General features: G+C 38.2%; 20 protein-coding genes and 1 pseudogene. 8 read left to right on the top strand and 13 right to left on the bottom strand.

What is annotated here, in order from left to right; genetic code table 11:
- Positions 1 to 706 precede the first annotated feature (706 nt).
- From NSQ77_RS14465 to NSQ77_RS14455, 3 genes and pseudogenes are all read right to left on the bottom strand, one after another.
- Positions 707 to 1,111, bottom strand: coding sequence for a hypothetical protein (locus NSQ77_RS14465; RefSeq protein WP_339226738.1), 405 nt, complete (start codon positions 1,109 to 1,111; stop codon positions 707 to 709).
- A gap of 661 nt (positions 1,112 to 1,772) precedes the next feature.
- Positions 1,773 to 1,927: pseudogene (locus NSQ77_RS14460) on the bottom strand (cysteine hydrolase); the annotation flags it as partial.
- 127 nt (positions 1,928 to 2,054) lie between these two features.
- Positions 2,055 to 2,729, bottom strand: a complete 675-nt coding sequence (locus NSQ77_RS14455) for a phosphatase PAP2 family protein (protein WP_339226737.1) — start codon at positions 2,727 to 2,729, stop codon at positions 2,055 to 2,057.
- A 760-nt stretch (positions 2,730 to 3,489) separates the two neighbouring features.
- Between NSQ77_RS14455 and NSQ77_RS14450 the strand changes: the two genes are divergently transcribed.
- Positions 3,490 to 4,038, top strand: a complete 549-nt coding sequence (locus NSQ77_RS14450) for a hypothetical protein (protein ID WP_339231023.1) — start codon at positions 3,490 to 3,492, stop codon at positions 4,036 to 4,038.
- A gap of 357 nt (positions 4,039 to 4,395) precedes the next feature.
- On the opposite strand, the gene NSQ77_RS14445 is transcribed toward NSQ77_RS14450, so the two are convergent.
- On the bottom strand, positions 4,396 to 5,307 hold the full coding sequence (locus tag NSQ77_RS14445; protein ID WP_339231022.1) for a DMT family transporter: 912 nt from the start codon (positions 5,305 to 5,307) through the stop codon (positions 4,396 to 4,398).
- Between the two features lie 245 nt (positions 5,308 to 5,552).
- Positions 5,553 to 5,804, bottom strand: coding sequence for a hypothetical protein (locus NSQ77_RS14440; protein WP_339231128.1), 252 nt, complete (start codon positions 5,802 to 5,804; stop codon positions 5,553 to 5,555).
- 57 nt (positions 5,805 to 5,861) lie between these two features.
- Here NSQ77_RS14440 and NSQ77_RS14435 point away from each other — a divergent pair, with 57 nt between their 5' ends.
- The 3 genes from NSQ77_RS14435 to NSQ77_RS14425 all read left to right on the top strand — a co-directional run bounded on the left by NSQ77_RS14435 (position 5,862) and on the right by NSQ77_RS14425 (position 8,813).
- A complete protein-coding gene (locus NSQ77_RS14435) occupies positions 5,862 to 6,767 on the top strand; it encodes an SDR family oxidoreductase (protein WP_339226736.1) in 906 nt (301 codons plus the stop codon).
- Positions 6,768 to 6,804: 37 nt separating this feature from the next.
- Positions 6,805 to 7,188, top strand: a complete 384-nt coding sequence (locus NSQ77_RS14430; RefSeq protein ID WP_339226735.1) for a hypothetical protein — start codon at positions 6,805 to 6,807, stop codon at positions 7,186 to 7,188.
- A gap of 170 nt (positions 7,189 to 7,358) precedes the next feature.
- Positions 7,359 to 8,813: a DASS family sodium-coupled anion symporter gene (locus NSQ77_RS14425; RefSeq protein WP_339226734.1), complete on the top strand. Its 1,455-nt coding sequence runs from the start codon at positions 7,359 to 7,361 to the stop codon at positions 8,811 to 8,813.
- A gap of 55 nt (positions 8,814 to 8,868) precedes the next feature.
- Here the strand turns inward: NSQ77_RS14425 and NSQ77_RS14420 are convergent, their stop codons facing one another.
- From NSQ77_RS14420 to NSQ77_RS14410, 3 genes are all read right to left on the bottom strand, one after another.
- Positions 8,869 to 9,648, bottom strand: coding sequence for a Cof-type HAD-IIB family hydrolase (locus tag NSQ77_RS14420; protein WP_339226733.1), 780 nt, complete (start codon positions 9,646 to 9,648; stop codon positions 8,869 to 8,871).
- Between the two features lie 365 nt (positions 9,649 to 10,013).
- Positions 10,014 to 11,525 (bottom strand): sodium:solute symporter, encoded by a 1,512-nt coding sequence (locus NSQ77_RS14415; protein ID WP_339226732.1) that lies wholly within the window; start codon positions 11,523 to 11,525, stop codon positions 10,014 to 10,016.
- A gap of 498 nt (positions 11,526 to 12,023) precedes the next feature.
- Entirely contained in the window at positions 12,024 to 12,893 is an 870-nt protein-coding gene (locus NSQ77_RS14410; RefSeq protein WP_339226731.1) for an N-acetylneuraminate lyase, read from the bottom strand.
- A 529-nt stretch (positions 12,894 to 13,422) separates the two neighbouring features.
- On the opposite strand from NSQ77_RS14410, the gene NSQ77_RS14405 reads away from it, so the two are divergent.
- From NSQ77_RS14405 to NSQ77_RS14390, 4 genes are read left to right on the top strand one after another with little or no spacing between them, the layout of a single operon-like run.
- The gene (locus tag NSQ77_RS14405; protein WP_339226730.1) at positions 13,423 to 14,115 is read left to right on the top strand and encodes a FadR/GntR family transcriptional regulator; all 693 of its coding nucleotides are present in this window, start codon (positions 13,423 to 13,425) and stop codon (positions 14,113 to 14,115) included.
- Positions 14,116 to 14,117: 2 nt separating this feature from the next.
- A complete protein-coding gene (locus NSQ77_RS14400; RefSeq protein ID WP_339231020.1) occupies positions 14,118 to 14,789 on the top strand; it encodes a FadR/GntR family transcriptional regulator in 672 nt (223 codons plus the stop codon).
- Positions 14,790 to 14,799: 10 nt separating this feature from the next.
- Complete coding sequence (locus NSQ77_RS14395) at positions 14,800 to 15,684, top strand: ROK family protein (RefSeq protein WP_339226729.1); 885 nt, start codon at positions 14,800 to 14,802, stop codon at positions 15,682 to 15,684.
- A 15-nt stretch (positions 15,685 to 15,699) separates the two neighbouring features.
- A complete protein-coding gene (locus tag NSQ77_RS14390; protein ID WP_339226728.1) occupies positions 15,700 to 16,377 on the top strand; it encodes an N-acetylmannosamine-6-phosphate 2-epimerase in 678 nt (225 codons plus the stop codon).
- Positions 16,378 to 16,537: 160 nt separating this feature from the next.
- Here the strand turns inward: NSQ77_RS14390 and NSQ77_RS14385 are convergent, their stop codons facing one another.
- The 5 genes from NSQ77_RS14385 to NSQ77_RS14365 all read right to left on the bottom strand — a co-directional run bounded on the left by NSQ77_RS14385 (position 16,538) and on the right by NSQ77_RS14365 (position 20,609).
- The gene (locus NSQ77_RS14385; RefSeq protein ID WP_339226727.1) at positions 16,538 to 16,822 is read right to left on the bottom strand and encodes an HTH domain-containing protein; all 285 of its coding nucleotides are present in this window, start codon (positions 16,820 to 16,822) and stop codon (positions 16,538 to 16,540) included.
- Between the two features lie 131 nt (positions 16,823 to 16,953).
- Positions 16,954 to 17,712, bottom strand: a complete 759-nt coding sequence (locus tag NSQ77_RS14380) for an SDR family NAD(P)-dependent oxidoreductase (protein WP_339226726.1) — start codon at positions 17,710 to 17,712, stop codon at positions 16,954 to 16,956.
- A gap of 92 nt (positions 17,713 to 17,804) precedes the next feature.
- Positions 17,805 to 19,073, bottom strand: a complete 1,269-nt coding sequence (locus NSQ77_RS14375) for a TRAP transporter large permease (RefSeq protein WP_339226725.1) — start codon at positions 19,071 to 19,073, stop codon at positions 17,805 to 17,807.
- Positions 19,070 to 19,588 carry a TRAP transporter small permease gene (locus NSQ77_RS14370; protein ID WP_339226724.1) on the bottom strand — a complete coding sequence of 173 codons (519 nt, stop codon included), beginning with the start codon at positions 19,586 to 19,588 and terminating at the stop codon, positions 19,070 to 19,072. Before NSQ77_RS14370 ends, NSQ77_RS14375 begins: the two co-directional genes overlap by 4 nt.
- Positions 19,589 to 19,613: 25 nt before the next feature.
- Positions 19,614 to 20,609, bottom strand: coding sequence for a TRAP transporter substrate-binding protein (locus NSQ77_RS14365; RefSeq protein ID WP_339226723.1), 996 nt, complete (start codon positions 20,607 to 20,609; stop codon positions 19,614 to 19,616).
- Between the last annotated feature and the right edge of the window lie 264 nt (positions 20,610 to 20,873).

Raw genomic sequence — 20,873 nt, 5'->3', positions numbered from 1 at the left:
ATTGCCAACTAAATTATTTTTTAGGCGCTAAGCATTACTAGGTCCAATTCATTTTTCTATTCGCCACCATTTCAGCACAATAAAAATTGCACAACCTTTCCCTGGTCATTATCCTCTTCCCCCGTACGGTATATTTTTACGAAAGAGAAAAGTGCAAATACATTGCACTTGGAAAATAACTTCTTAGATTGCCTTCTCCTGTAAAATCATTTTACATAAAAATCTAACACTAATATACTTTCCACTCTTTATGTATTTTTAAACATACATGGAATAAAATTTGTATCAGGCCTTCTCAAGAAAAATTAACCATCATATAACCCACATATATTCTATCTACTATATCAACTGCATGATTGTTATGCAGGTATTGTCACCTTCAAAAGTAGAAATTTCAGATTCTGTTGTTCTTCTATATTGTATATTGGATAGCTCCTTCTTTTGATACTATACAATAACAACCGTACTGCCCTCCCACTAACACATGGCGTTAATCCTTCTAGATTTAACATTGTTACTGTTTATTAATAACAATCCGCAATTTATAATTTGCGAGGCTTTGGAATAAAAACAAAAAAAGAGCATCAAATTATATTTGGTTTTGATGCTCCATTCATTGTACATTTTTATTTTGTGATTCATAATATTCTTTGAAAAATAGATAAGCAATATTTTTTTCTATACTTCTTTATTGTAAAGATTTATCTTACTCTCCTGATGCTGGGTCTTCTCCCTCTCCACTTGATGGATCTTCAAATCCTGATGCTGGGTCTTCTCCCTCTCCACTTGATGGATCTTCAAATCCTGATGCTGGGTCTTCCCCCTCTCCACTTGATGGATCTTCAAATCCTGATGCTGGATCTTCTCCCTCTCCACTTGATGGATCTTCAAATCCTGATGCTGGGTCTTCTCCCTCACCGCCTGATGGATCTTCAAATCCTGATGCTGGATCTTCTCCCTCACCGCCTGATGGATCTTCAAACTCTTCTGATGCTGGATCTTCCATTTCCATTTCTCCATTAGCAGGTTCTTCTTGTCCATTACTACATGCTGTAGCAAAGAAAGGCGTTAATAAAAGAACTGATACCGCCATTCGTTTTTTAAAATTCATTTTTACTCCTCCTAAAGATTTCATTAGTGTTAGTTTACTTAAATGTCTTGTGTTTCAACTCCTTTCGCTATATCTAAAACTAATATATACAAGCCTTTCCTGAAATATTGACTATTTACAGAGTATTTACTGTTATTTAATCGGACTGAAAATAATGTATTAAAAATGAAAAATAATAATTGACATATAAATAAGTAAGACCAAAACATAATACTTCATAAGAAATTGGGAAGGTAGAGGTGAGTTTATCCGTTCTCCTAACTCAAAGGAAAAACGATCGTCTAGATGCTATTTCTAAACTATTGTTTTTCTGGTAAAACAGGCATGCACCATTCTCTATATTAGTGGTTAGTCTAAGACAAGTGGGGGCTGGTGCGAGCCTGAATCTGACCATGGGATATGGAGGGGAAATGTGTGCTTCCACTGTGAGGTCTAATAGAAATGCGCAACACATTGCATAACCGAGTATGAGAGGCTCGCTGAACTATCAGATGTCAGCCGAAGCCGTAGTATTAGAGATATCTAGCATATTTGGAAAAGGCTGAATCACTTAAGGTGAATTGTCACTTTTTACGTACACAATGCTTAAACATATAAATCTTCCTAATAGAAGAAACTGTGAATACCGTGAGAATACCTGTAATATATCATGGACTTTCCGATATGTATTGAAACCTAAATTACCACTCATCTTGTAGTTGTTGATATACAATGGGATGTAGTTAAATCAGTAATTACAACTAATATTACTTCATTTACCTTTAGTTCTTCTAAATTTATATCAATAAAACTACTGTTTACTTTCTTTTTTATTATCTGTCCTTTACTACTTTCTACACGGCAAAAAAGAACTCAAAAATCGGTTGCAAATGGGATAATCAAATAATCGTTCGAAAAAGGACACCTACAAGAATTTGGGACGACCTTTTTTACAATTAATTATCTACAATCCCTCTCTTCCAGTCGTCTGATTTTTTTCAAAGTGTTTATCTTTATATTTCTGAAAAAGTCCGACTGCAATTGTTAGCCAAAATCCACTAGCGAAGTATCCGCCAATAATATCACTCGGATAATGTACACCAAGATAGACTCTACTTATTCCAATCAAAACAATAAATAGGCTGCTGAATAGGATTAAAATGGTACGTCCAGTGCGATTTGGAATATGACGCCATAAGAGGAAAGCCAGAATGCCATAAAATGCAAAGGCACTCATGGCATGACCACTAGGAAAACTATAGCCACCAATATCAATTAAACGATGAAGCTCAGGACGTGCTCGATGAAAGATTTGTTTTAAAATCCAATTTAGGATTGGCGTACTAATAACAACCGACCAAAGTAAAATGATTTCTGCTCGGTGTTTCATTACAACATATAGAAACAAAGAAGTCAGCAGAACAATGACAAGCATGGCGGAAAAAGAGCCAATAAATGTGAAAAACTTCATGATGGACGTTAGTGTTGATGTTTCGAACCCTTGAATAAAGGCAATCACTGTACGATCAAAGTTAGTAATATCTTGATTGACTACTACAAAAGTCACCATTATACTAAATCCGAAAAGCGTGACTAAACCGGTAATCAATGCTCCTGTTGAGTGCTTTTTATGTATCATACTGAAAAACTCCTTAGATGAAATTACCTTTTATTTAGAGGTATACGGAATCATCCCGTCTTCTCCAACAATACTTTAAGTATTATTACCTTATTCCCACCACTATATTTAATTGGATTATCTACAATAATGGTTACATGTTTTCTGAAACTGCTCTTCTGGAATAGCCCAAATGTATTGCATCTTTTGCATCTATTTCATTATAAATTTTTAAATTGGGATAGATGAGCATATAATTACGAACGATTTCATTTATTGTATCAGAAATAAGAAAGAATCTAATCATGAAAATTGGCTAAATAAAGGTTAAATCATTATGGAAAGATCAATAACCATACATAAGCCTGATAAAATAAATAGGTAATTTCCACCTTCCCTTTCCACTTTTTTATAATGTATACTCTTAGTTGTTAAAAATAATTTTAGGGAGGGAAGGAGATTAAAGGCATTTATCCCTCAAGGAACTATAAGAAATAGCTGTTACTTTTTTCATCCTTTTCAATGTTTTTGCATTTTCGCCACAGACTAAAATCCAAAATGTATCCTCCTCAACACGTTTCTTTCCTCAGAAGTTTATATGAAATGGGATTTAGCCATTGTCTACAAGTCAATATAGGCTATTCTGTCAAGATTTTCGCGAAGGCTATCAACATCGATTCACTTTTTATGGCCATAGTATCCAAATTAAAATATTAAGGAGTGGAAAGTTTTGCAATTAAAAAAAATTTGTCTTTCCGTAATATGTTCTCTTTTTGTTTTGATGGTAATGGTACCAGCGACACATGCAGCAGAAAAAGATAATACGATTAAATCGTTCGACTATATAACTGTCGATGAAAAAGATGTAAATTCGCTGACCAATGTAAATGTCAAATCCAACGAAGAAATAAAAATAACCCTGGTTCTGCCTGAACAGAATCAAAAGGGAGATTGGTTGGCGCATGGATTTACGAGCGAGGAAACTTTCCAAGCATTTATTGAAAAAGATAAACAGAGACTTGAAAACGAAGTCGATATCATGGCCAGCGGTCCTTGTTGTACTGATTTCTATGAGTATAAAAATAAAGGTGGACAGTATATTTATTGGAGATCTGGGTTTAAAGACTTGCCTTCCAGCTGGAATGACAGAATTTCCTCTTTAAGTACAGCTTCTCCATCTAATAGCTATATGACAATTCTGTGGGAGCATACTTCAAATCAAGGAAAAGGCAAAGGTGTCTCATTTAGACATTCCGATTGGTATGGTAAAACAGCTAATATGGCTTCGGATTGGAACAATAAGGCTTCGGCAATCGAAATCAGAAAATAACCAGAGTTTTTAAAAACCGCTATTCTCCCATCGCTTTAAAAGGAATGGGAGAATAGCGGTTTTTATCATTTTCATCGCATCTGTTACCTGTTTTACTCAAGAAACGGGCGGGATTGTTGAATATCATAAGCCTATTTCTCTGCTAAAAAATGCTGATTCCATATCTCGGGTTATTGGCGGGATATAGACGTCTTTATCTTTATCATAGCTATTCACTGAAAAGTCTACTATACGTCACATTTCACTCCCTAGATATCCTTGAGATCTTTCAATTCGGTCTAACTCACCAAGGATTGCTATTTTAACGCAAAATAACTTCCTGCTCGGATACCCCAAAACTAAATCCGAAGTCATGAATCAAGAAGTTCGTCCTTTCCAATTAATCACAATAATTCCTGCCGCCACTAGCATAATCGCGAAAAGAATAAATACATTTAATGTCTCTCCAGGAATAAACATCGCCGATAGCACGGTTCCTGAAACAGGAACGACAAATTTGTAAATACTTATCTCGCCAGCCTTATTATATTTTAAAATCGAATACCAGAGCGCAAATGCAACGGCCGATAAAATTGCGGAATAAATAAATAAAGCCGTACCGAGACCATTAAAGATAATTGCATTTTCACCGAGCTGCGGATAGCCGACGGCAAGTAAAAGCACTGCACCTATCGTCAATTGCCAGCCTGTCAATGCAAATGGATGGATTCCAACCGCTAATTCTTTTGCCATAATCGTTCCGATAGCACCTGTCAATGCAGCTAATATCATATAGCCTTCCCCAGTAAATTGAAATGCCAGCTCAAATTCCTGTCCCCAATTCGCAACGATAATTCCGGCAAAACCAGCGACTAAACCGATAACCTTTTTCCAATTCATTCGGTCATTTCGATAAAAGAAATGCGCTAATATCACAGTAAAAAACGTTCCGCTTGCAGATAGAATAGAGCCCTGCATGCCCGACACTTTTGCTAATCCATTGTAAAAGAAAAAATATTGCAATGAGGTTTGAACAATGCCAAGAACTACAATAACAAGCAATTGCCTGCGCGTAATGAGAACCTTCTTCGGATTGGTTAAAAGCAGTCCAACAAGCACAATAAGTCCCGCTAGTAAAAAGCGCAATCCCGCAAAAACAATTTTTGCAAAGGTATCATCGGGTGCCATCTGGAGTTCTTCATAGCTTACCTTTAAAACAGGAAAAGCACTCCCCCATAACAGCGAGCAAAAAATCGCAATCCCAATGACTGCCCATTTATTTTGAAACATGTTTTTCACGTAAAATTCATCTCCTGCTAAATCTAGTTGTACAATAGTCTAATGTAGCTTATTGATAGGTAGTTGGTCAAGAAAAGAAAACTGGGGATCACAGGTCTTTAGCTAAGCTGCATTTATATAGCATAAGAAATTTTTTCTTTCTTATTTGCCAAAGAAAACTTGGCATTTATATAAATAGAAGAATGCATATAGTTTAAAATAACCCAGCTGGATTTAGCTGGGTTATGCCTTAACAATTAAATAATCGGATAATACTGCTCATATCTCGGGTTGCAGTAATAAGGCGGTCTTGGCCCGATTTTCGGAACGAGCCACAAATTCGGATTATCATCATACCGCATTTTTTCTTTTTCATTTGAATGTGTCACTAATAACAGCTTTACCTCCGGGCTGTAATAATCATGCATTGTCATAACCTCCTGCCTGCGCTTCCCAATTACTTTATTCATCTCATACAGCTCATGAGCACGTACATGTAATCGATGCACAACATTCGCCCATTTTACATAAATTAATTTCAGCATGTATGATGGAGGAGGAATATAATGACAGACGAGCGAACCTATCCAATGTACCCCAATTACGGAAAGATAACGCAGTATGAGGATATCGCTATTACAGTGCCTGAGCAGCGTCAATACCGGCAGCCGGGTGTTGAAGCCAAAATGGTACCAAGGCCAATCATTGAAAACCCGAATTATAAAGGAAGCGGAAAGTTAAAGGGAAAAGTTGCCCTGATTACCGGTGGTGACAGTGGAATGGGAGCTGCAGCAGCGATTGCCTTTGCAAAAGAAGGAGCAGATATAGCCATTTCCTATTTTGATGAACATGATGATGCAAACCGTACGAAAAACAGAATCCACGAACTGGGCAGGCGCAGCCTCCTGTTACCTGGTGACCTTAGAAACAAACAGCAATGCATCGATATTGTTGAAGAGACAATCAATACATTTGGCAGGCTTGATATTCTATGCAATCATGTCGGGATACAGTTTCAGCAATTAAGCTTGCTCGATATTACCGATGAACAATTCGATGACACATTTAAGGTAAACATCTATTCCCATTTTTACACCACACGCGCCGCACTTAAATACTTAAAAGCCGGCAGCTCCATTATAAATACCTCTTCTGTTGTCGCTTTCGACGGAAATGATCAGCTCATTGATTACACAGCAACAAAAGGAGCAAACATCGGCTTTACACGAGCATTGGCAAACAGCTTAGTAAGTAAAGGAATTCGTGTGAACGCAATCGCACCCGGACGGATATGGACACCACTCATCCCATCCAGCTTTTCCGCTGACCAAGTACCCCTTGCCGGTAACCCAATGGATCGCCAAGCTCAGCCATTCGAAGTAGCTCCAACCTTTGTCTACCTTGCCTCAGACGACTCAAAATTCGTAACAGGACAAACATTGCACGTTAACGGCGGACAGGTGCTTTCATAGTATTGTGCTGATAATTTAGGGCGGGGGTGGTGCTGTTTTGGGACGGGGTGGTGCTGTTCCGGCCGGGGATGGTGCTGTTTTGGGACGGGGTGGTGCTGTTTCGGCCGGGGATGGTGCTATTTTTTTGGGTGGTGGTGCTGTTTCAGCCGGGGGTGGTGCTGTTTTTTTGGGTGGTGGTGCTGTTCCGGCCGGGGATGGTGCTGTTTTGGGACGGGGTGGTGCTGTTTCGGCCGGGGATGGTGCTATTTTTTTGGGTGGTGGTGCTGTTTCAGCCGGGGGTGGTGCTGTTTTTTTGGGTGGTGGTGCTGTTTCAGCCGGGGGTGGTGCTGTTCCGGGCGGGGATGGTGCTGTTTTTTCGGGCAGTGGTGTGACATGGCAAGTGCGGTCTTTCAATTGTTTTGCTTACTATATTAACGGGTAATTAGTTAGCAGTTGCTAATTAACTTTATTTTCTTATTCTAAAAATCCTTTCTTAATAAACAATTATACATTTTGTGAAATTTATCACTTATTCGCTTTTTTGTAACATAAACAACGCTTAGATCCATTAAATTAAGCTTATAATAGAGGTAGAGAGGGAGGGTTTTTCCTATGAAAAAGAAAAATTTAGTCGCCCTTTTACTAGCGTTTGCAGTTCTAATAATTATCATCGCCTTGCCAAATCCGGATACACTCCCGGTAGCAGGCCAGCGTGCGCTTGCTGTACTTGCATTCGCGGTTATTCTGTGGGTGACAGAAGCTGTGGCGTATCCTGTAAGTGCTGTCATGATTGTTAGTTTGTTGGCTGTCCTTATTGGTACTTCTCCAACAGTGGAAGATCCGACAATTGTATATGGTACGAAACAAGGTCTCAGTATGGCTGTCGATGGATTTAGTTCATCCGCTGTATTGCTTGTCGGTGGAGCGCTTGTCCTTGCAACAGCGATGGAGCTTACCGGATTACACAGACGGATTGCGCTTTACATTATGTCAAAAGTTGGGACAAAGCCTGGTGCACTTGTTCTCGGTACGATTATCGTCAGCTTTGTGCTTGCATTATTTGTACCAAGTGCAACTGCCCGTGCAGGTACATTGGTTCCAATTCTGCTTGGTATTATTGCTGCATTTGGACTAGCTAAAGAAAGCAAATTAGCTGCACTGCTGATGATTACTGCTGTCCAATCGATTTCCATCTGGAATATCGGGATTAAAACTGCAGCAGCTCAAAACATGGTCGCACTTGGTTTTATGGAAAAAGCATTTGGAATCGATGTTACATGGGGGGAATGGTTCTTATATGCCGGGCCATGGGCGATTCTGATGTCAGTTCTCCTCTACTTCGTTATGGTCAACTTAATTAAGCCGGATATGTCCGAAATTAAAGAAGGAGTAAGCATCAAAAAGCAATTACAGGAACTCGGGAAAATCAGTGGTAAAGAACTTCGTCTAATTATCATTGCGGGAATGTTATTACTTTTTTGGGCAACAGAAGGTACATTACATCCACTTGATTCAACGACCATTACGATTATAGCAGTAGCTGTCATGTTAACGCCGATAATTGGAATTTTCACTTGGAAAGAAGTACAATCCAAGGTTCCATGGGGGACTTTAATTGTTTTTGCAACGGGGATCTCTTTAGGAACGGTACTATTAGCAACAGAAGGTGCAACATGGCTATCCTCTAATACATTTGAAGCACTTGGTGTTACGAATATGTCTCTAGTTGCAATGATTGCAGTTCTTGCATTATTTAATATTTTAATCCATTTAGGGTTTGCTAGTGCGACAAGCTTAGCATCTGCATTTATCCCAATCGTTATCGCACTGGTCGGCTCGATGGAACCAGCATCATTTAATGGTCCAGGACTGGTATTAATCATGCAATTTGTGATTAGCTTCGGCTTCCTATTACCAGTTAGTGCACCACAGAATATGCTTGCATATGGGACAGGAACCTTTACGATGAAGCAGCTACTGAAATCCGGTATCCCACTTACGGTCGTGGGCTATCTTCTCATCCTTCTGTTCAGTGCGACGTATTGGAAATGGGTTGGATTGCTCTAAATGCAGTCAAAATAAAATAGGGCAGTCGAATTGACTGCCCTATTTCTGGATTAAGCTATTTCAACAGACCAACCAATTGCAAGCCATGTAAAATCCCATCTTCGCCTACTTCTTTTGTTACGAATTTGGCAGCTTTTTTTGCTAAATCATGTCCATTTCCCATTGCAATGCTATTGTGAACATATGTCAGCATTTCAACATCGTTCAGTCCGTCACCAAATGCATAAACATGTTCAGGGGAAACTCCTAAATGCTTTACTAGATTTTCAATGCCCTTCGCTTTTGATCCACCAAGCGGCAACACATCCACCGAATATTGATGCCAGCGGACAAAATCAAGCTGATCCACTGCCGCCTTGTATGCTGTTTCGTGATCATTTTTACAAAAAAGCAATGCTTGGTAAATTTCATTCTTTTCATAGAAGCTTGGATTAAATCCTACTTTATTATCCACTTTCAACGAATCTATTGCTTCTGTCAATTCAGCATGCTCTTCCACATTTGAATACCAGCCTTCATGGTCCATATAGACCAGCGGATGTTCTTGCTGTCCGGCATGGGCTGTTAATTGCTCCAGTAAATCGCGTTGGATTGGATTTTTAAAAACAACTTCATCGTCCCTTACGACATATTGCCCATTAAAACTCACAAACGTATTGATATTTAACACTTCACGCAAGTCTTTAAAGTTAAATGGGGAGCGACCTGTCGCAATCGCAATTTCATGCCCATCTCCCTGCAGCGTTTCAATAGCTTCCTTTGTCGAAGCAGGAAGCTGCTTTTCATCATCATACAATGTTCCATCTATATCAAAAATAATTAACTTTTTTTGCATGCTGATACCTCTCTCCATGGTATTTCTACTTTTAGCTTAAGGGAAAAGGAGGGGGAATGCAATTGATTAGACTGGTGAAATGGTATGAATCTATGACTTTATCATGATAAAGAATGTTACAATTGAACTTTCCTTCTTTTTAAAACTCCATCCTTAATTTTCTTTCACTCACATCGCTATAGTGAATACCCTTATCCTATCTAGACGAAAAAATGAGACGCATAAAAAGTGTCCTATTGCTACAAACTTCCAACAAACTCTTTAACCTTTCAACCTTTGTTAAATCTTAATCTCATGCGCTAAGTTTGTACATTGTTCGTTTTTAACATTAAACACTTAGTTATGTCCCAGTCTTGATAATTATTTTAAGCTCCTATTTTTTCTTTCACATACTTTTCATTCTTACTGAATATTGTAAGACCAGTTGTGTTCTTATGGAATTTAGGAAAGAAGAAGCTTGCGATATATCCAAATCCAAATGATGTAAAGAAAGATACCATACTTACAGCAAATGGAGTTAACTCCGTTTGCTGGATAAAGTATGAAGCAATTGCACTTAGGAATAATCCAACTAATACACCCGGGGCATTTGCACGTTTCGTGAAGATCCCGAGTGCAAATATACCAGCAATCGGCACACCGAATAATCCGGTTATAGCCAAAAATAAATTCCATGTTTCAGCACGATTCGTGGAAATAAGATATAAAGCAGCAGCTAATCCAAGGATACCAGCAATGATAACTACCCATCTTGCAAGTGCAACATCATTGGATTTCTCATTATTGAAAAAACGTTGTTTAAAGTCAACCAATATACAAGCTGAAATACTATTAAGACTTGATGAAATGGTAGATTGAGCAGCCGCGAAAATAGCTGCAATCAGTAAACCTGCAACACCTACTGGCAATGACGTCACAATGAAATATGGAACGATTGCCGAGGTGTTAAACCCTTCAGGAAGGGCTTCCACATTATTGTAATAGCTGTAAAGCACCGTTCCCATCCCATAAAATATAGGAATTGTGATTAATGCAAGAATTCCATTTGTCCACAAGGATTTATTTGTATCTTTGATAGAACTTGTTGTCTGGTAGCGCTGTACAACATCCTGACTCGCTGTATACTGATGCAAATTATTGAAGATGGAACCAAGGAAAATAATTGGGATTGCTGCAGCTGCAGTACCAAACTGAAAGTTTTGCGCTGTAATAAATTTTTCATTTGACATCGCATCATTCAATACAGTTGAGAAACCACCATTAACTGCAGAAATACCAAGTACAACAACAAACATTGCACCGCCGAGTAGTATAATCCCTTGAATAACATCACTCCAGATTACACCTTCCATACCACCTAAGAATGTGTAGATAATACATAACCCTCCAACAGCTGCTGCAATGAGCACCGGATTAATTTCTGAAACGGAAGTAATGGCTAATGTTGGCAAATAAATAACAATCGCTACACGTCCAATATGAAATAAAACAAATAATAAGCTCCCTATCACCCTTAGTGAAGGTCCGAATCTTTCTTCAAGATATTCATACGCTGTTGTTATATTAAGTTTTCTGAAGAAAGGAATATAGAAATAAATCAATATCGGTATAATCGCAAATATTGCAAGGTTCCCTGCTGCATAGGACCAGTCCGTTAAAAATGCCTGCTCTGGAGTAGACATAAATGTAATCGCACTCAAAGTTGTCGCATAAATACTGAATCCCGCTGCCCATGCAGGAATTTTACCACTTGCTTTAAAGAAGGCATCCGTATCCTTACCGGCCTTTTTCGTGAAGTATAGACCCACGCCAAGCATAGCGATTAAATAAACAACTAATACGATCCAGTTTACTGTACCAAGACCCACTTTTTCCATTATTTTTCCTCCCCTTTGTATGCGCTTAAATATTTACTATTCAAAAAATTAATTAATGAGTCCGGGACAAAAGTACTTTTATGAAATAAAAACCGAACATGATTGGAGCAAATAACCGCTCCGGAAATATACTTCGCGCACCTTAGGGCGGCTGGTGAGCCCTCTTGTGCTATCGCACTACGGTGTCTCACCTATGCCTTTCCTCCCTCAGGGGTCTACGTATATTTCCTACACTAAGTTTGTGCACCGTTCGTCTTTAACATTACACACTTTAGTTATGTCCCAGTCTCTGTTTGGTCTTATGAAAACCTAGCATTCGTTAAAAGTATTCTTGTAATTCTATTTTGCTTTCTTAGAAACTCTTATCTATTCTTAAATTCAAGCTTCCTGGGTGAGGCTTATTTCAGCTTAAACTTGTTTTCTGTCTGCGAAGTAAATGCTTCGACGCATTACTTGCCCACTTGTACAGAAAAAATACAAGTACACTCTCTGCTTAAATCACAAATTAAAATCTTTCACCAGTTTTTCCACAGCTTCCCTTTTAGCTGGATCAAATGGACTCATTGGCCGCTTCACTGTTCCAGCATCGATACCCTTCACATTCAATACTTCCTTCAATGTCTGATACAACCCAAGTTCCAGAACTTTTTCTATGATATCGTTCATGACATGCTGTACTTCATAGGCGCTGGCAACTTCTCCCTGCTGCACCATTTCAAAAATTTGTTTTGCAAGATTACCATGGATATTATAGGTACTTCCAATTGCACCGTCCACTCCGGAGACCGCACCATATATTAGCATTTCGTCAAATCCTGAATAGATCAGTTTATTTGGATATTTCTTACGCAGACGCTCTAACATAAAGAAATTGCCATCTGTATATTTAACACCGATAACTTTTTCATTTTGGAAAAGTACATCAAACTGTTCCAATGACATGGATACGCCTGTCAAAGCTGGAATAGCATAAATAATCATATTGTTGCCTGTTGCTTCAATAATTGTTTCATAGTAATTCTTGATCTCATCAAACGTAAATTTATAATAGAATGGCGTAACAGCTGAAAGGCTGTCATAGCCCAATTCTGTTGCATACTTCCCAAGTTCCACAGCCTCATCTAGATTGATTGAGCCAACTTGTGCGATTAATTTAATTGCTCCATTCGTTTCTTCATGTGTAATTTTAAAAATTTGCTTCTTCTGGTCGGTTGTCAGCATGAAGTTCTCTCCAGAGCTTCCGTTTACATATAACCCATCAACTTGCTGCACGTCGATATTATTTCTGATTACTTCACGTAACCCCTGTTCTTTAATTCTCCCCTGATCATCAAAAGGAACGAGTAACGCTGAAAATATACCTTTCATGAAAAATCCTCCTAAATTTTATAATTGCTAAAACGCATTCATAAAGTTATAATATTGTCAGACCAATTTTCAATTTCATCATAAAAGGGTTTTCACAAAATGTCAACACTTTTCGTAAGGGGTTTCATTAAAACTATGAAAATATGATATGATTTAGGAACAAAAGCGCAAGCGCCCGGTTAGCGACGTACGGACTGCGCCCCGTAGTTTGGGGTGGTTCGACTGGTCGAACATTCCTACGCAGGAGATAAAGGAAACATGCCCCTTTAGGGGTATGCCGACGTTAGGCGCAGCCTGGTTTTAGTCGGCCATCCTTTTTCCTGGAGTCGATGTTGACTTTCACCGCCAGGGTATAAGTGCGACTAAGCCTCTGGCACAGCCAATCGGCAAGTCTTCTTTATCGTACGGAGGTGAGGGAAGTCTCGCTAGTCGTTGGGTGCTGGAGCTGGATATGGCTGTTTAGGTAACCAAGTTATCCACAGCATTCAAATTTTACAGTTTCCTATCCAGGAAAAAAAGAGGGATCAGCGTGGAAATTCAGAAGACTTCTCTAGTGAATATTGTTATCGAAAGAATAAAAAACTCTATTCTGGAAAATAAGTTAAAACCAAATGATAAATTTTTAACGGAAAAGGAGCTTACGGAGCAGCTGAAGGTAAGTCGAACTGTAGTAAGAGAAGCATTAATCTCACTTCAAGCTGTGGGGATTTTAAAGATTAAGCCCGGTGGCGGAATCTACATTGCAGACACGAAGCTTGGAACGATCAATTCCATTTTAAAACATCATTATGAAACGTACGGTGTAAAAATAAGGGAATTAATCGAAATTCGAAAGATCATCGAACTTGGGGCATTGCGCCTGATTATCGAAAAGCAGGTTCCATTGGATATACTACAGCTAAGAGAAATAAATGAGTCCTATCTTCAAGCGATTACAACCAATGGGGATACGAAGAAGTTTGATCGTATTTTCCATCAATCCCTTATTAAAGCAACTGATAATGATACCTTTTATGACTTCAGTGAAATTATTCATCAGTACTTTGCTCTCGTAAGAATAGATTTAACAGAGAATCAGGAATCCTTAATAGAATCGTACAAACAGCACAATGAAATTGTTGATGCCATTAAGGATAATGATTTGCTTCATGCTCAGAAAACAATGACTGATCACTTTGAACCAATTTTTACTTTTATTAAGAAAATGGAGGAAGAATCGTGAAAATGGATCCAGTCGACGTGACAGAAAGAAAGTCTCTAAAAAAAACGGTCATACAGGAAATTAAAAAATATATAATCGATCAGCAACTAAAGGCAGGAGACAAACTTCCGACAGAGCGTACATTCACTATGATGTTCGGGGTAAGCAGGTCTGTGGTCAGAGAGGCCTTAAGTTATCTCGAAAATACTGGGGTTGTTACAACAACACAGGGAAAAGGCGCATTCATAAATGAATCAAACATAGAAAATCTCCTGAACAGCTTTTTCTTCCTTTGGCAGGTTAATGATGGGCAAATCGAGGACATATTAAGCTTAAGAATCATTTTTGAGTCAAGTGCCATTGATGAAATTATTCGGCAAAATCGAATGGACGAACTAACTGAATTAAAAAACAGGGTGGATGACAGTAAAAACTGCCAATCATTAGAGGAATTCAGAGAAGCGGATATTGCTTTTCATAAGCATCTTCTAGAAGCAACCAATAATAAGCTGTTTATTCAAATGACGAACATGATTACAACTTATTTTTTTGAAACGGAATATATTGAAATGACAATAGACGAATATCAAAAAGCTGCATCAGAGCATTTACAAATTGTAGAAGCAATGATAAAAGGAAATGCTGAACAAGCAAAATCATTACTCACAGGACATATTCAAAACACAAAGGTATAGGGGGCTTCATATGGGGATTTACCTGTCCATTGATATTGGGGGTACTTACATTAAATATGCCCTGATGGATGAACAGCATAGACTTTATAACCATCAGAAGATTGAAACACCCTTAAATATCAATCATGCCATTTTAAAACAGATTGAAACAATAGTAGAGAACACAACCGTTCAATACGAGATTGATGGAGTCGGCATCAGCACCGCAGGGATTGTAGACAGGACAGCAGGGGAAATAATTTACGCTGGACCGACCATTAAAAACTATAAAGGTACAGCTTTCAAATCTTTACTCACTGACAAATACAAGCTGCCGGTACATGTTGAGAATGATGTAAATGCAGCACTGCTCGGAGAAATTTGGAAAGGTGCTGCCAGAAATCAGAATAATGTTGTTTGCATTACCTTGGGTACAGGAATTGGCGGTGCACATTATGATCATCAACTAAAGGATGGATTTAACCGCCAGGCAAATTCAGTGGGATATTTATTGTATGACCCAGAAACACAAACAAACTATGAAGAACGCGCATCAACAGCAGCACTACATAAGAGAATAGAAAAAGAATTAGGAAGCGAATTCTCAGTAAAAACCGTCTTTGAACATGCGAAAAATGGAAATGAATCCTGTGTTTCCATTATTGTGTCCTGGGCAAAAGAAGTAGCAAAGGGACTAGCACAAATTATTTTAATATCAGACCCAAAATGCATTCTAATAGGTGGTGGCGTTTCAGCTCAAGGGGATTATCTTCTCAAACAGATTCAAAATCAGCTCGAAGTATTCCTACCGGAGAATTTCCTGAAAACGGAACTGAAGATAGCTGAATTATTTAATGACGCCGCATTATATGGAGCTGTGTATCCTTTTTTTAATAAGAAAAATAACAATTTTTGATTGGGGGAATAAGATATGCTGGAAAAAATAAAAGGAAATTTGATAGTGTCCTGTCAGGCATTACCTGATGAACCACTACATAGTTCATTTATTATGTCCAAAATGGCATTAGCAGCATTAGAAGGTGGAGCAAAAGGCATTCGAGCCAACTCTAAAGCGGATATTATCGAAATTAAAAAGGAAGTCGATCTGCCAGTAGTAGGTATTGTAAAACGTGATTATGAAGGTAGCTCTGTTTTTATAACTGCAACTTATCAAGAAATAGACGAATTAATGGAAAGCGGCTGTGAAATGATTGCAATGGATGCGACAAACAGGGAACGACCAAATAATATTGAACTTGCAGAGCTTGTGAGCTATACACGGGAAAAGAATAGTAATATTGAGCTCATGGCCGATATTGCTACACTCGAGGAGGCTGTTCAGGCAGAGCAACTTGGGTTTGACTGTATATCCACTACTTTGCATGGTTACACCGAAATAACAAAAGGTAAAAAGCTTTACCATGATGACTTAAAATTTTTGAAGGATGTTTTGGAAAATGTGAACATACCAGTTATTGCTGAAGGAAATGTAATCACACCAGAAATGTACAAGCGTTGCATGGAACTTGGCGCATATTCCAGTGTCGTTGGTGGAGCGATTACAAGACCGAAAGAGATTACGAAACGTTTTGTTGGAATGACGGAGTGATAATAAAGTAGGATAGGTGAATATCGCCTCAGCCCCCGGTGTGGATTTCCCCACACCGGGGTTTCTAGAAATCGGTTCGCGAGTTTTGCATCGTTCTTTAACAACAACGAAAATTGAATTGATAGTTTTAGAGCTTTTATACTTTTCCAAAATGACATCGTTACTTTTGACTTCTTCGTTCTCCCTTGCCTTGGAAAGATGATGTTGATAAAAGCAAGTGCAATACTTCGAAGCGTTCCGTTTCATCCATTTCGAGCGTTATACCACCTGGTTTTCGCTTGATACTACCATTTGAAATCTCTGGTAAATACAAATCAATTGGTTTTAAATCATTTCGCACTGTCTTTTCTGAACAATCCAGGCGCAAGGCAAGTTCCTCGATAAGAAGTGGCTCTTGATATTCAGTTAAAAGTATTTTTAGTAGTTCTTTTTTTCTCTCATTCATCGTTTATCTACTTGTTAATATAAAAAAAGATATAACTCCAAACAATAATGGATATTATATCTTCTTTTTATTAATCACATGCTCTTAAGTTTTGAATCATTTATAAGCTTATTTTTCTTACATCTAGCATCTTAATCCATATGCGAGCCACCATTAATATCAATCTCTTCCCCAGTTATATAAGAAGCTTCCTCTGAAACTAAGAATGCGATTGTGGAGGCGATCTCATCGGTTTCACCAGGGCGGCCGACAGGTATACCATCGATCACTTTTCTTGCGTCTTCTTCAGGGAGTGACTTCCAAATTTCCGTGTTTACCAGGCCTGGTGCTACACAGTTAACGGTAATTCCATCAGTCGCTACCTCACGTGCTAGATTTTTTGAGAATCCTAATACCGCTGCTTTTGATGCTGAATAGTGTGCTCCGCCAAACACGCCACCGCCTCTTTTAGCAGATACGGAAGATAGACTTACTATTCTTCCAAATTGTTGTTCCTTCATCGGTTTTAATACTGCTTGTGTACAGAGGAATAATCCAAACATGTTTACATTAAACACTTTCGTCATATCTTCTAACGTCATATCCTCTACGGTTACTTTTTGAGAGATTCCTGCATTGTTAACCAGAATATCAATTCTTCCAAATTCGGCTAGAACCTGTTCTATCATCGCATCCACCGATTCTTTACTCGTTACATTTACCTCTACCCCGAGCGCCTTGCTTCCGGATTCCTCTAACGCTTTTACAGTGTCTTGAATTCCTTCAGCATTTAAGTCCGCTACAACAATGGCTGCACCTTGCTTTGCTAATCTCAGGGCAATATTTCTCCCAATTCCTTTTGGAGATCCACTCCCGGTTACGATAGCCACTTTATTATTTAATTTAAACATGTTTAAATCCTCCTAGTTGTTGTTTTTCGAGTATGATATTTCCTTACATATTTCATTTTTTGTTTCAGATATTTTTTGTGCCACATAAATTCCTATAAGAATAGCAATGTTATTTTTGGTATAGCAGCTATTACAATAAGCCCAATTAAAAGAACAAAGAAGAACGGAATGGATGCTCTAGCCAATACCGGTATACTTAATCCTGAGATTCCGGAACCAACAAATAAGTTTACACCTAATGGCGGTGTGATAAATCCAATTGCCAGTGCAGTAATCATTACAATTCCAAAGTGTATTGGGTCCATTCCGATTTCCATAGCAACTGGAATCAGAATTGGTGTAAATATAATTACTGCTGCTGATGTATCAATAAACAAGCCGATAATTAATAGCATCATAATAATAAGCAGCAATATAATGAAGTTATTTTGAGAAACAGATAAAAATACGTCTGCAAATGCCTGTGGTATTCTTTCCATCGATAAAATATTTCCAAATGCATTTGCAGTTCCAATAATAATCATGATTGCTACAGAACTTAGTGCAGAGTTTCTTAGTATTCCATGAAGGTCACTAAGCTTTATTTCCTTATGTAAGAAAACACTGACAAATAAAGCATAAACCACTGCTACAACTGCAGCTTCTGTTGGTGTAAAAATTCCACCATAAATCCCGCCTAGAATAATGATTGGGACCAGCAAGGACCATTTCGATTTATTGATTGCTTGGAATAATTTCTTAACACTGAATTTCTCATTTGTTCCTTTGTAGCCCATTTTTTTCGAATAAAAATATGCCCAAACTATTAAGAACAGCCCGATCAGAACACCTGGAAGAATACCCCCAATGAATAAATCTCCAATTGACTCATTTGCTGATACTCCATATAAAACCATTGGTATACTTGGTGGCAAAATAATTCCCAGTGATCCTGCGGCCGCAATAAGAGCTGTTGCAAATTTTTTATCATATCCTTCTGCAGCCATTGCGGGAATCATAATCCCTCCAACCGCTGCAACTGTAGCAGGCCCAGATCCTGAAATGGCTGCAAAAAACATTGCTGTGATAACAGCAGCCATTGCAAATCCACCTGTGAACCGTCCGACAAATACATTAGCTAAGTCAAACAGCCGTGTTGAAATTCCGCCTTTCCCCATTATTTCCCCAGCAAGGATAAAGAATGGGATTGCCATTAAGGGAAAGCTGTCTGTAGAAGTAACTAATCCTTGAGACAGGAAAGTAATCGATAGGTTAGGAGAATAAATAGCTGTAATAAGACCAGCCATTCCTAATGCTATCCCAATAGGCACAGTCAATGCAGTAAACAGAAAGAAGGTGCCGAATAAAACAAAAACTGTCATGCTGTTTCCCCCTGTTCATTAGTCAGCTGCTTTGAATCTTTATTCTTTAACTCTTTTAATTGCTTTACTTCAAGTAGCATATTTTGGATAAGCCGGATAGAGGTTAAGGCCATTCCTACAACCGGAGCAGCATATACCCAAGCTAAAGGTATTTGCAATGCAGCTGATTCCCTGGTAACTCGCAAAACAATATCCAAACCAAAGTAGGTCATAACCATTGCAAATATTAAGAATAAAAAATTAGCAATTAGCGCGATAACCAGTTTCCCCTTTTCCTGAAACAACATTGTTATTGCATCAACACCTAGATGCCTCTTTTTCTTTACCGCATAGCTTACACCTATATAAATCAGCCATATAAACATATATCTTGCCAGTTCTTCAGACCACGTCAGCGAGTTATCAAATACATATCTCATAACAACCTGCATGAAAATAATCACAACTGTAAACGCACTCAAAAATACAAGGATGTATTCTTCAAAATGCTCGTCTAACCACCTTACTACCTTCATAACTTCCCCCCCTGATTTAATCCAATTACTCAGCCGCCTCAATCACACGATCTACAAATTCCTCTCCAAATTTCTTTTTGAAATTCTCATAAACAATATCTACATTTTCTTCAAATAATTTCGTATCCGGATAAATTACGGTCATACCAGATTCCTCTAATTCCTCAATTATTTGTTCTTCCTTATTTGTTACTAAATCTCTATGAAATTCTGCTGTCTCTAAAGCGCTCTCTTCAACAATTTTTTGCTCTTCTGCTGTAAGTGACTGCCAAAATTCTTCACTGATTGCAACAGGCATTGGAATGTATTGATGGCCTGACATAATTAAGTGATTCTGAACTTCATTAAATTTACTTGCATACGTATTGGCAACCGGATTTTCCTGTGCATCAACCGTTCCTTGCTGAAGCCCCATATATAATTCTCCAAAAGCCATAGGAGTCGGGTTTGCACCTAAAGCTGAAAAAGTGCTTAACGATATCGGAAACTCAGGAGTTCTAATTTTAAGCCCTCTTAAATCTTCCAGATTCTCAATAGGCTTATTTGCAGTAATATGACGGAAACCGTTTTCAAAATAGGTGAGAATTCTCAGGTTATCTTCCAAGAAAGGTTCTGCCAGCTCTTTTCCAATTTCCCCATCTAAGACCTCCCACGCTTTTTCATAGGATTCAAATAGATATGGCAGTTCAAATACTCCAATTCTTTGATCATATTGACTGAATGCACTAGCTGTGACCATTTGTAAATCGTTTAATGTAACACTTTCCACCTTTTCAGATTCTGACCCTAGTTGATCACTTGGAAATATAATTACTTCCATTTCCCCATTTGATTTTTCTTCCACTAATTCCTTAAAATGCTGCACAGCTATATGTCTTTCGTTCGTTTCCGCAGCATCATGGCCAAACCGGATTGTCGTAACATCTTTAGAAAGCACATTACCTGTTGTAAAGAAAACTACTACTAATCCAATAGACAATGCAACAATCAACGAAACTACTATATTTCGAAGCTTATTCAATTCTTCCCCTCCTATCCCCCTGCAATATCGATCGTGAGTAGTAAAAATTTAAGTGATTCTTTAAAGGGTGAATTTAGATTAAACGATTTCATACATAATATCTTCATATACCCCTACTAGAAGCTGCAGGATTCTTTTTTATCTTAATACACTTTTCACTAAGATAGCTAAACTTTTTGCCAGCTACCTTAGTGAATTAAAGCTCACCACATTCTTTACCGCTGCATCTGGTTTTTTTCTTCTTTACTTATCCTGTATTCTTTC

The organism is Oceanobacillus sp. FSL K6-2867 (assembly GCF_037963145.1).
GTDB lineage: Bacteria > Bacillota > Bacilli > Bacillales > Amphibacillaceae > Oceanobacillus.
This window is presented reverse-complemented; position numbering and strand designations above follow the sequence as displayed.

What these genes read in the sequence shown, in the direction of transcription:
- NSQ77_RS14375 (WP_339226725.1), bottom strand. Translation starts at nt 19,073, where the DNA reads ATGACAGTTTTTGTTTTATTCGGCACCTTCTTTCTGTTTACTGCATTG.
- NSQ77_RS14410 (WP_339226731.1), bottom strand. Translation starts at nt 12,893, where the DNA reads ATGAAAGGTATATTTTCAGCGTTACTCGTTCCTTTTGATGATCAGGGG.
- NSQ77_RS14455 (WP_339226737.1), bottom strand. Translation starts at nt 2,729, where the DNA reads ATGATACATAAAAAGCACTCAACAGGAGCATTGATTACCGGTTTAGTC.
- NSQ77_RS14465 (WP_339226738.1), bottom strand. Translation starts at nt 1,111, where the DNA reads ATGAATTTTAAAAAACGAATGGCGGTATCAGTTCTTTTATTAACGCCT.
- NSQ77_RS14420 (WP_339226733.1), bottom strand. Translation starts at nt 9,648, where the DNA reads ATGCAAAAAAAGTTAATTATTTTTGATATAGATGGAACATTGTATGAT.
- NSQ77_RS14390 (WP_339226728.1), top strand. Translation starts at nt 15,700, where the DNA reads ATGCTGGAAAAAATAAAAGGAAATTTGATAGTGTCCTGTCAGGCATTA.
- NSQ77_RS14415 (WP_339226732.1), bottom strand. Translation starts at nt 11,525, where the DNA reads ATGGAAAAAGTGGGTCTTGGTACAGTAAACTGGATCGTATTAGTTGTT.
- NSQ77_RS14445 (WP_339231022.1), bottom strand. Translation starts at nt 5,307, where the DNA reads ATGTTTCAAAATAAATGGGCAGTCATTGGGATTGCGATTTTTTGCTCG.
- NSQ77_RS14385 (WP_339226727.1), bottom strand. Translation starts at nt 16,822, where the DNA reads ATGAATGAGAGAAAAAAAGAACTACTAAAAATACTTTTAACTGAATAT.
- NSQ77_RS14450 (WP_339231023.1), top strand. Translation starts at nt 3,490, where the DNA reads ATGGTAATGGTACCAGCGACACATGCAGCAGAAAAAGATAATACGATT.
- NSQ77_RS14400 (WP_339231020.1), top strand. Translation starts at nt 14,118, where the DNA reads ATGGATCCAGTCGACGTGACAGAAAGAAAGTCTCTAAAAAAAACGGTC.
- NSQ77_RS14435 (WP_339226736.1), top strand. Translation starts at nt 5,862, where the DNA reads ATGACAGACGAGCGAACCTATCCAATGTACCCCAATTACGGAAAGATA.
- NSQ77_RS14380 (WP_339226726.1), bottom strand. Translation starts at nt 17,712, where the DNA reads ATGTTTAAATTAAATAATAAAGTGGCTATCGTAACCGGGAGTGGATCT.
- NSQ77_RS14370 (WP_339226724.1), bottom strand. Translation starts at nt 19,588, where the DNA reads ATGAAGGTAGTAAGGTGGTTAGACGAGCATTTTGAAGAATACATCCTT.
- NSQ77_RS14395 (WP_339226729.1), top strand. Translation starts at nt 14,800, where the DNA reads ATGGGGATTTACCTGTCCATTGATATTGGGGGTACTTACATTAAATAT.
- NSQ77_RS14425 (WP_339226734.1), top strand. Translation starts at nt 7,359, where the DNA reads ATGAAAAAGAAAAATTTAGTCGCCCTTTTACTAGCGTTTGCAGTTCTA.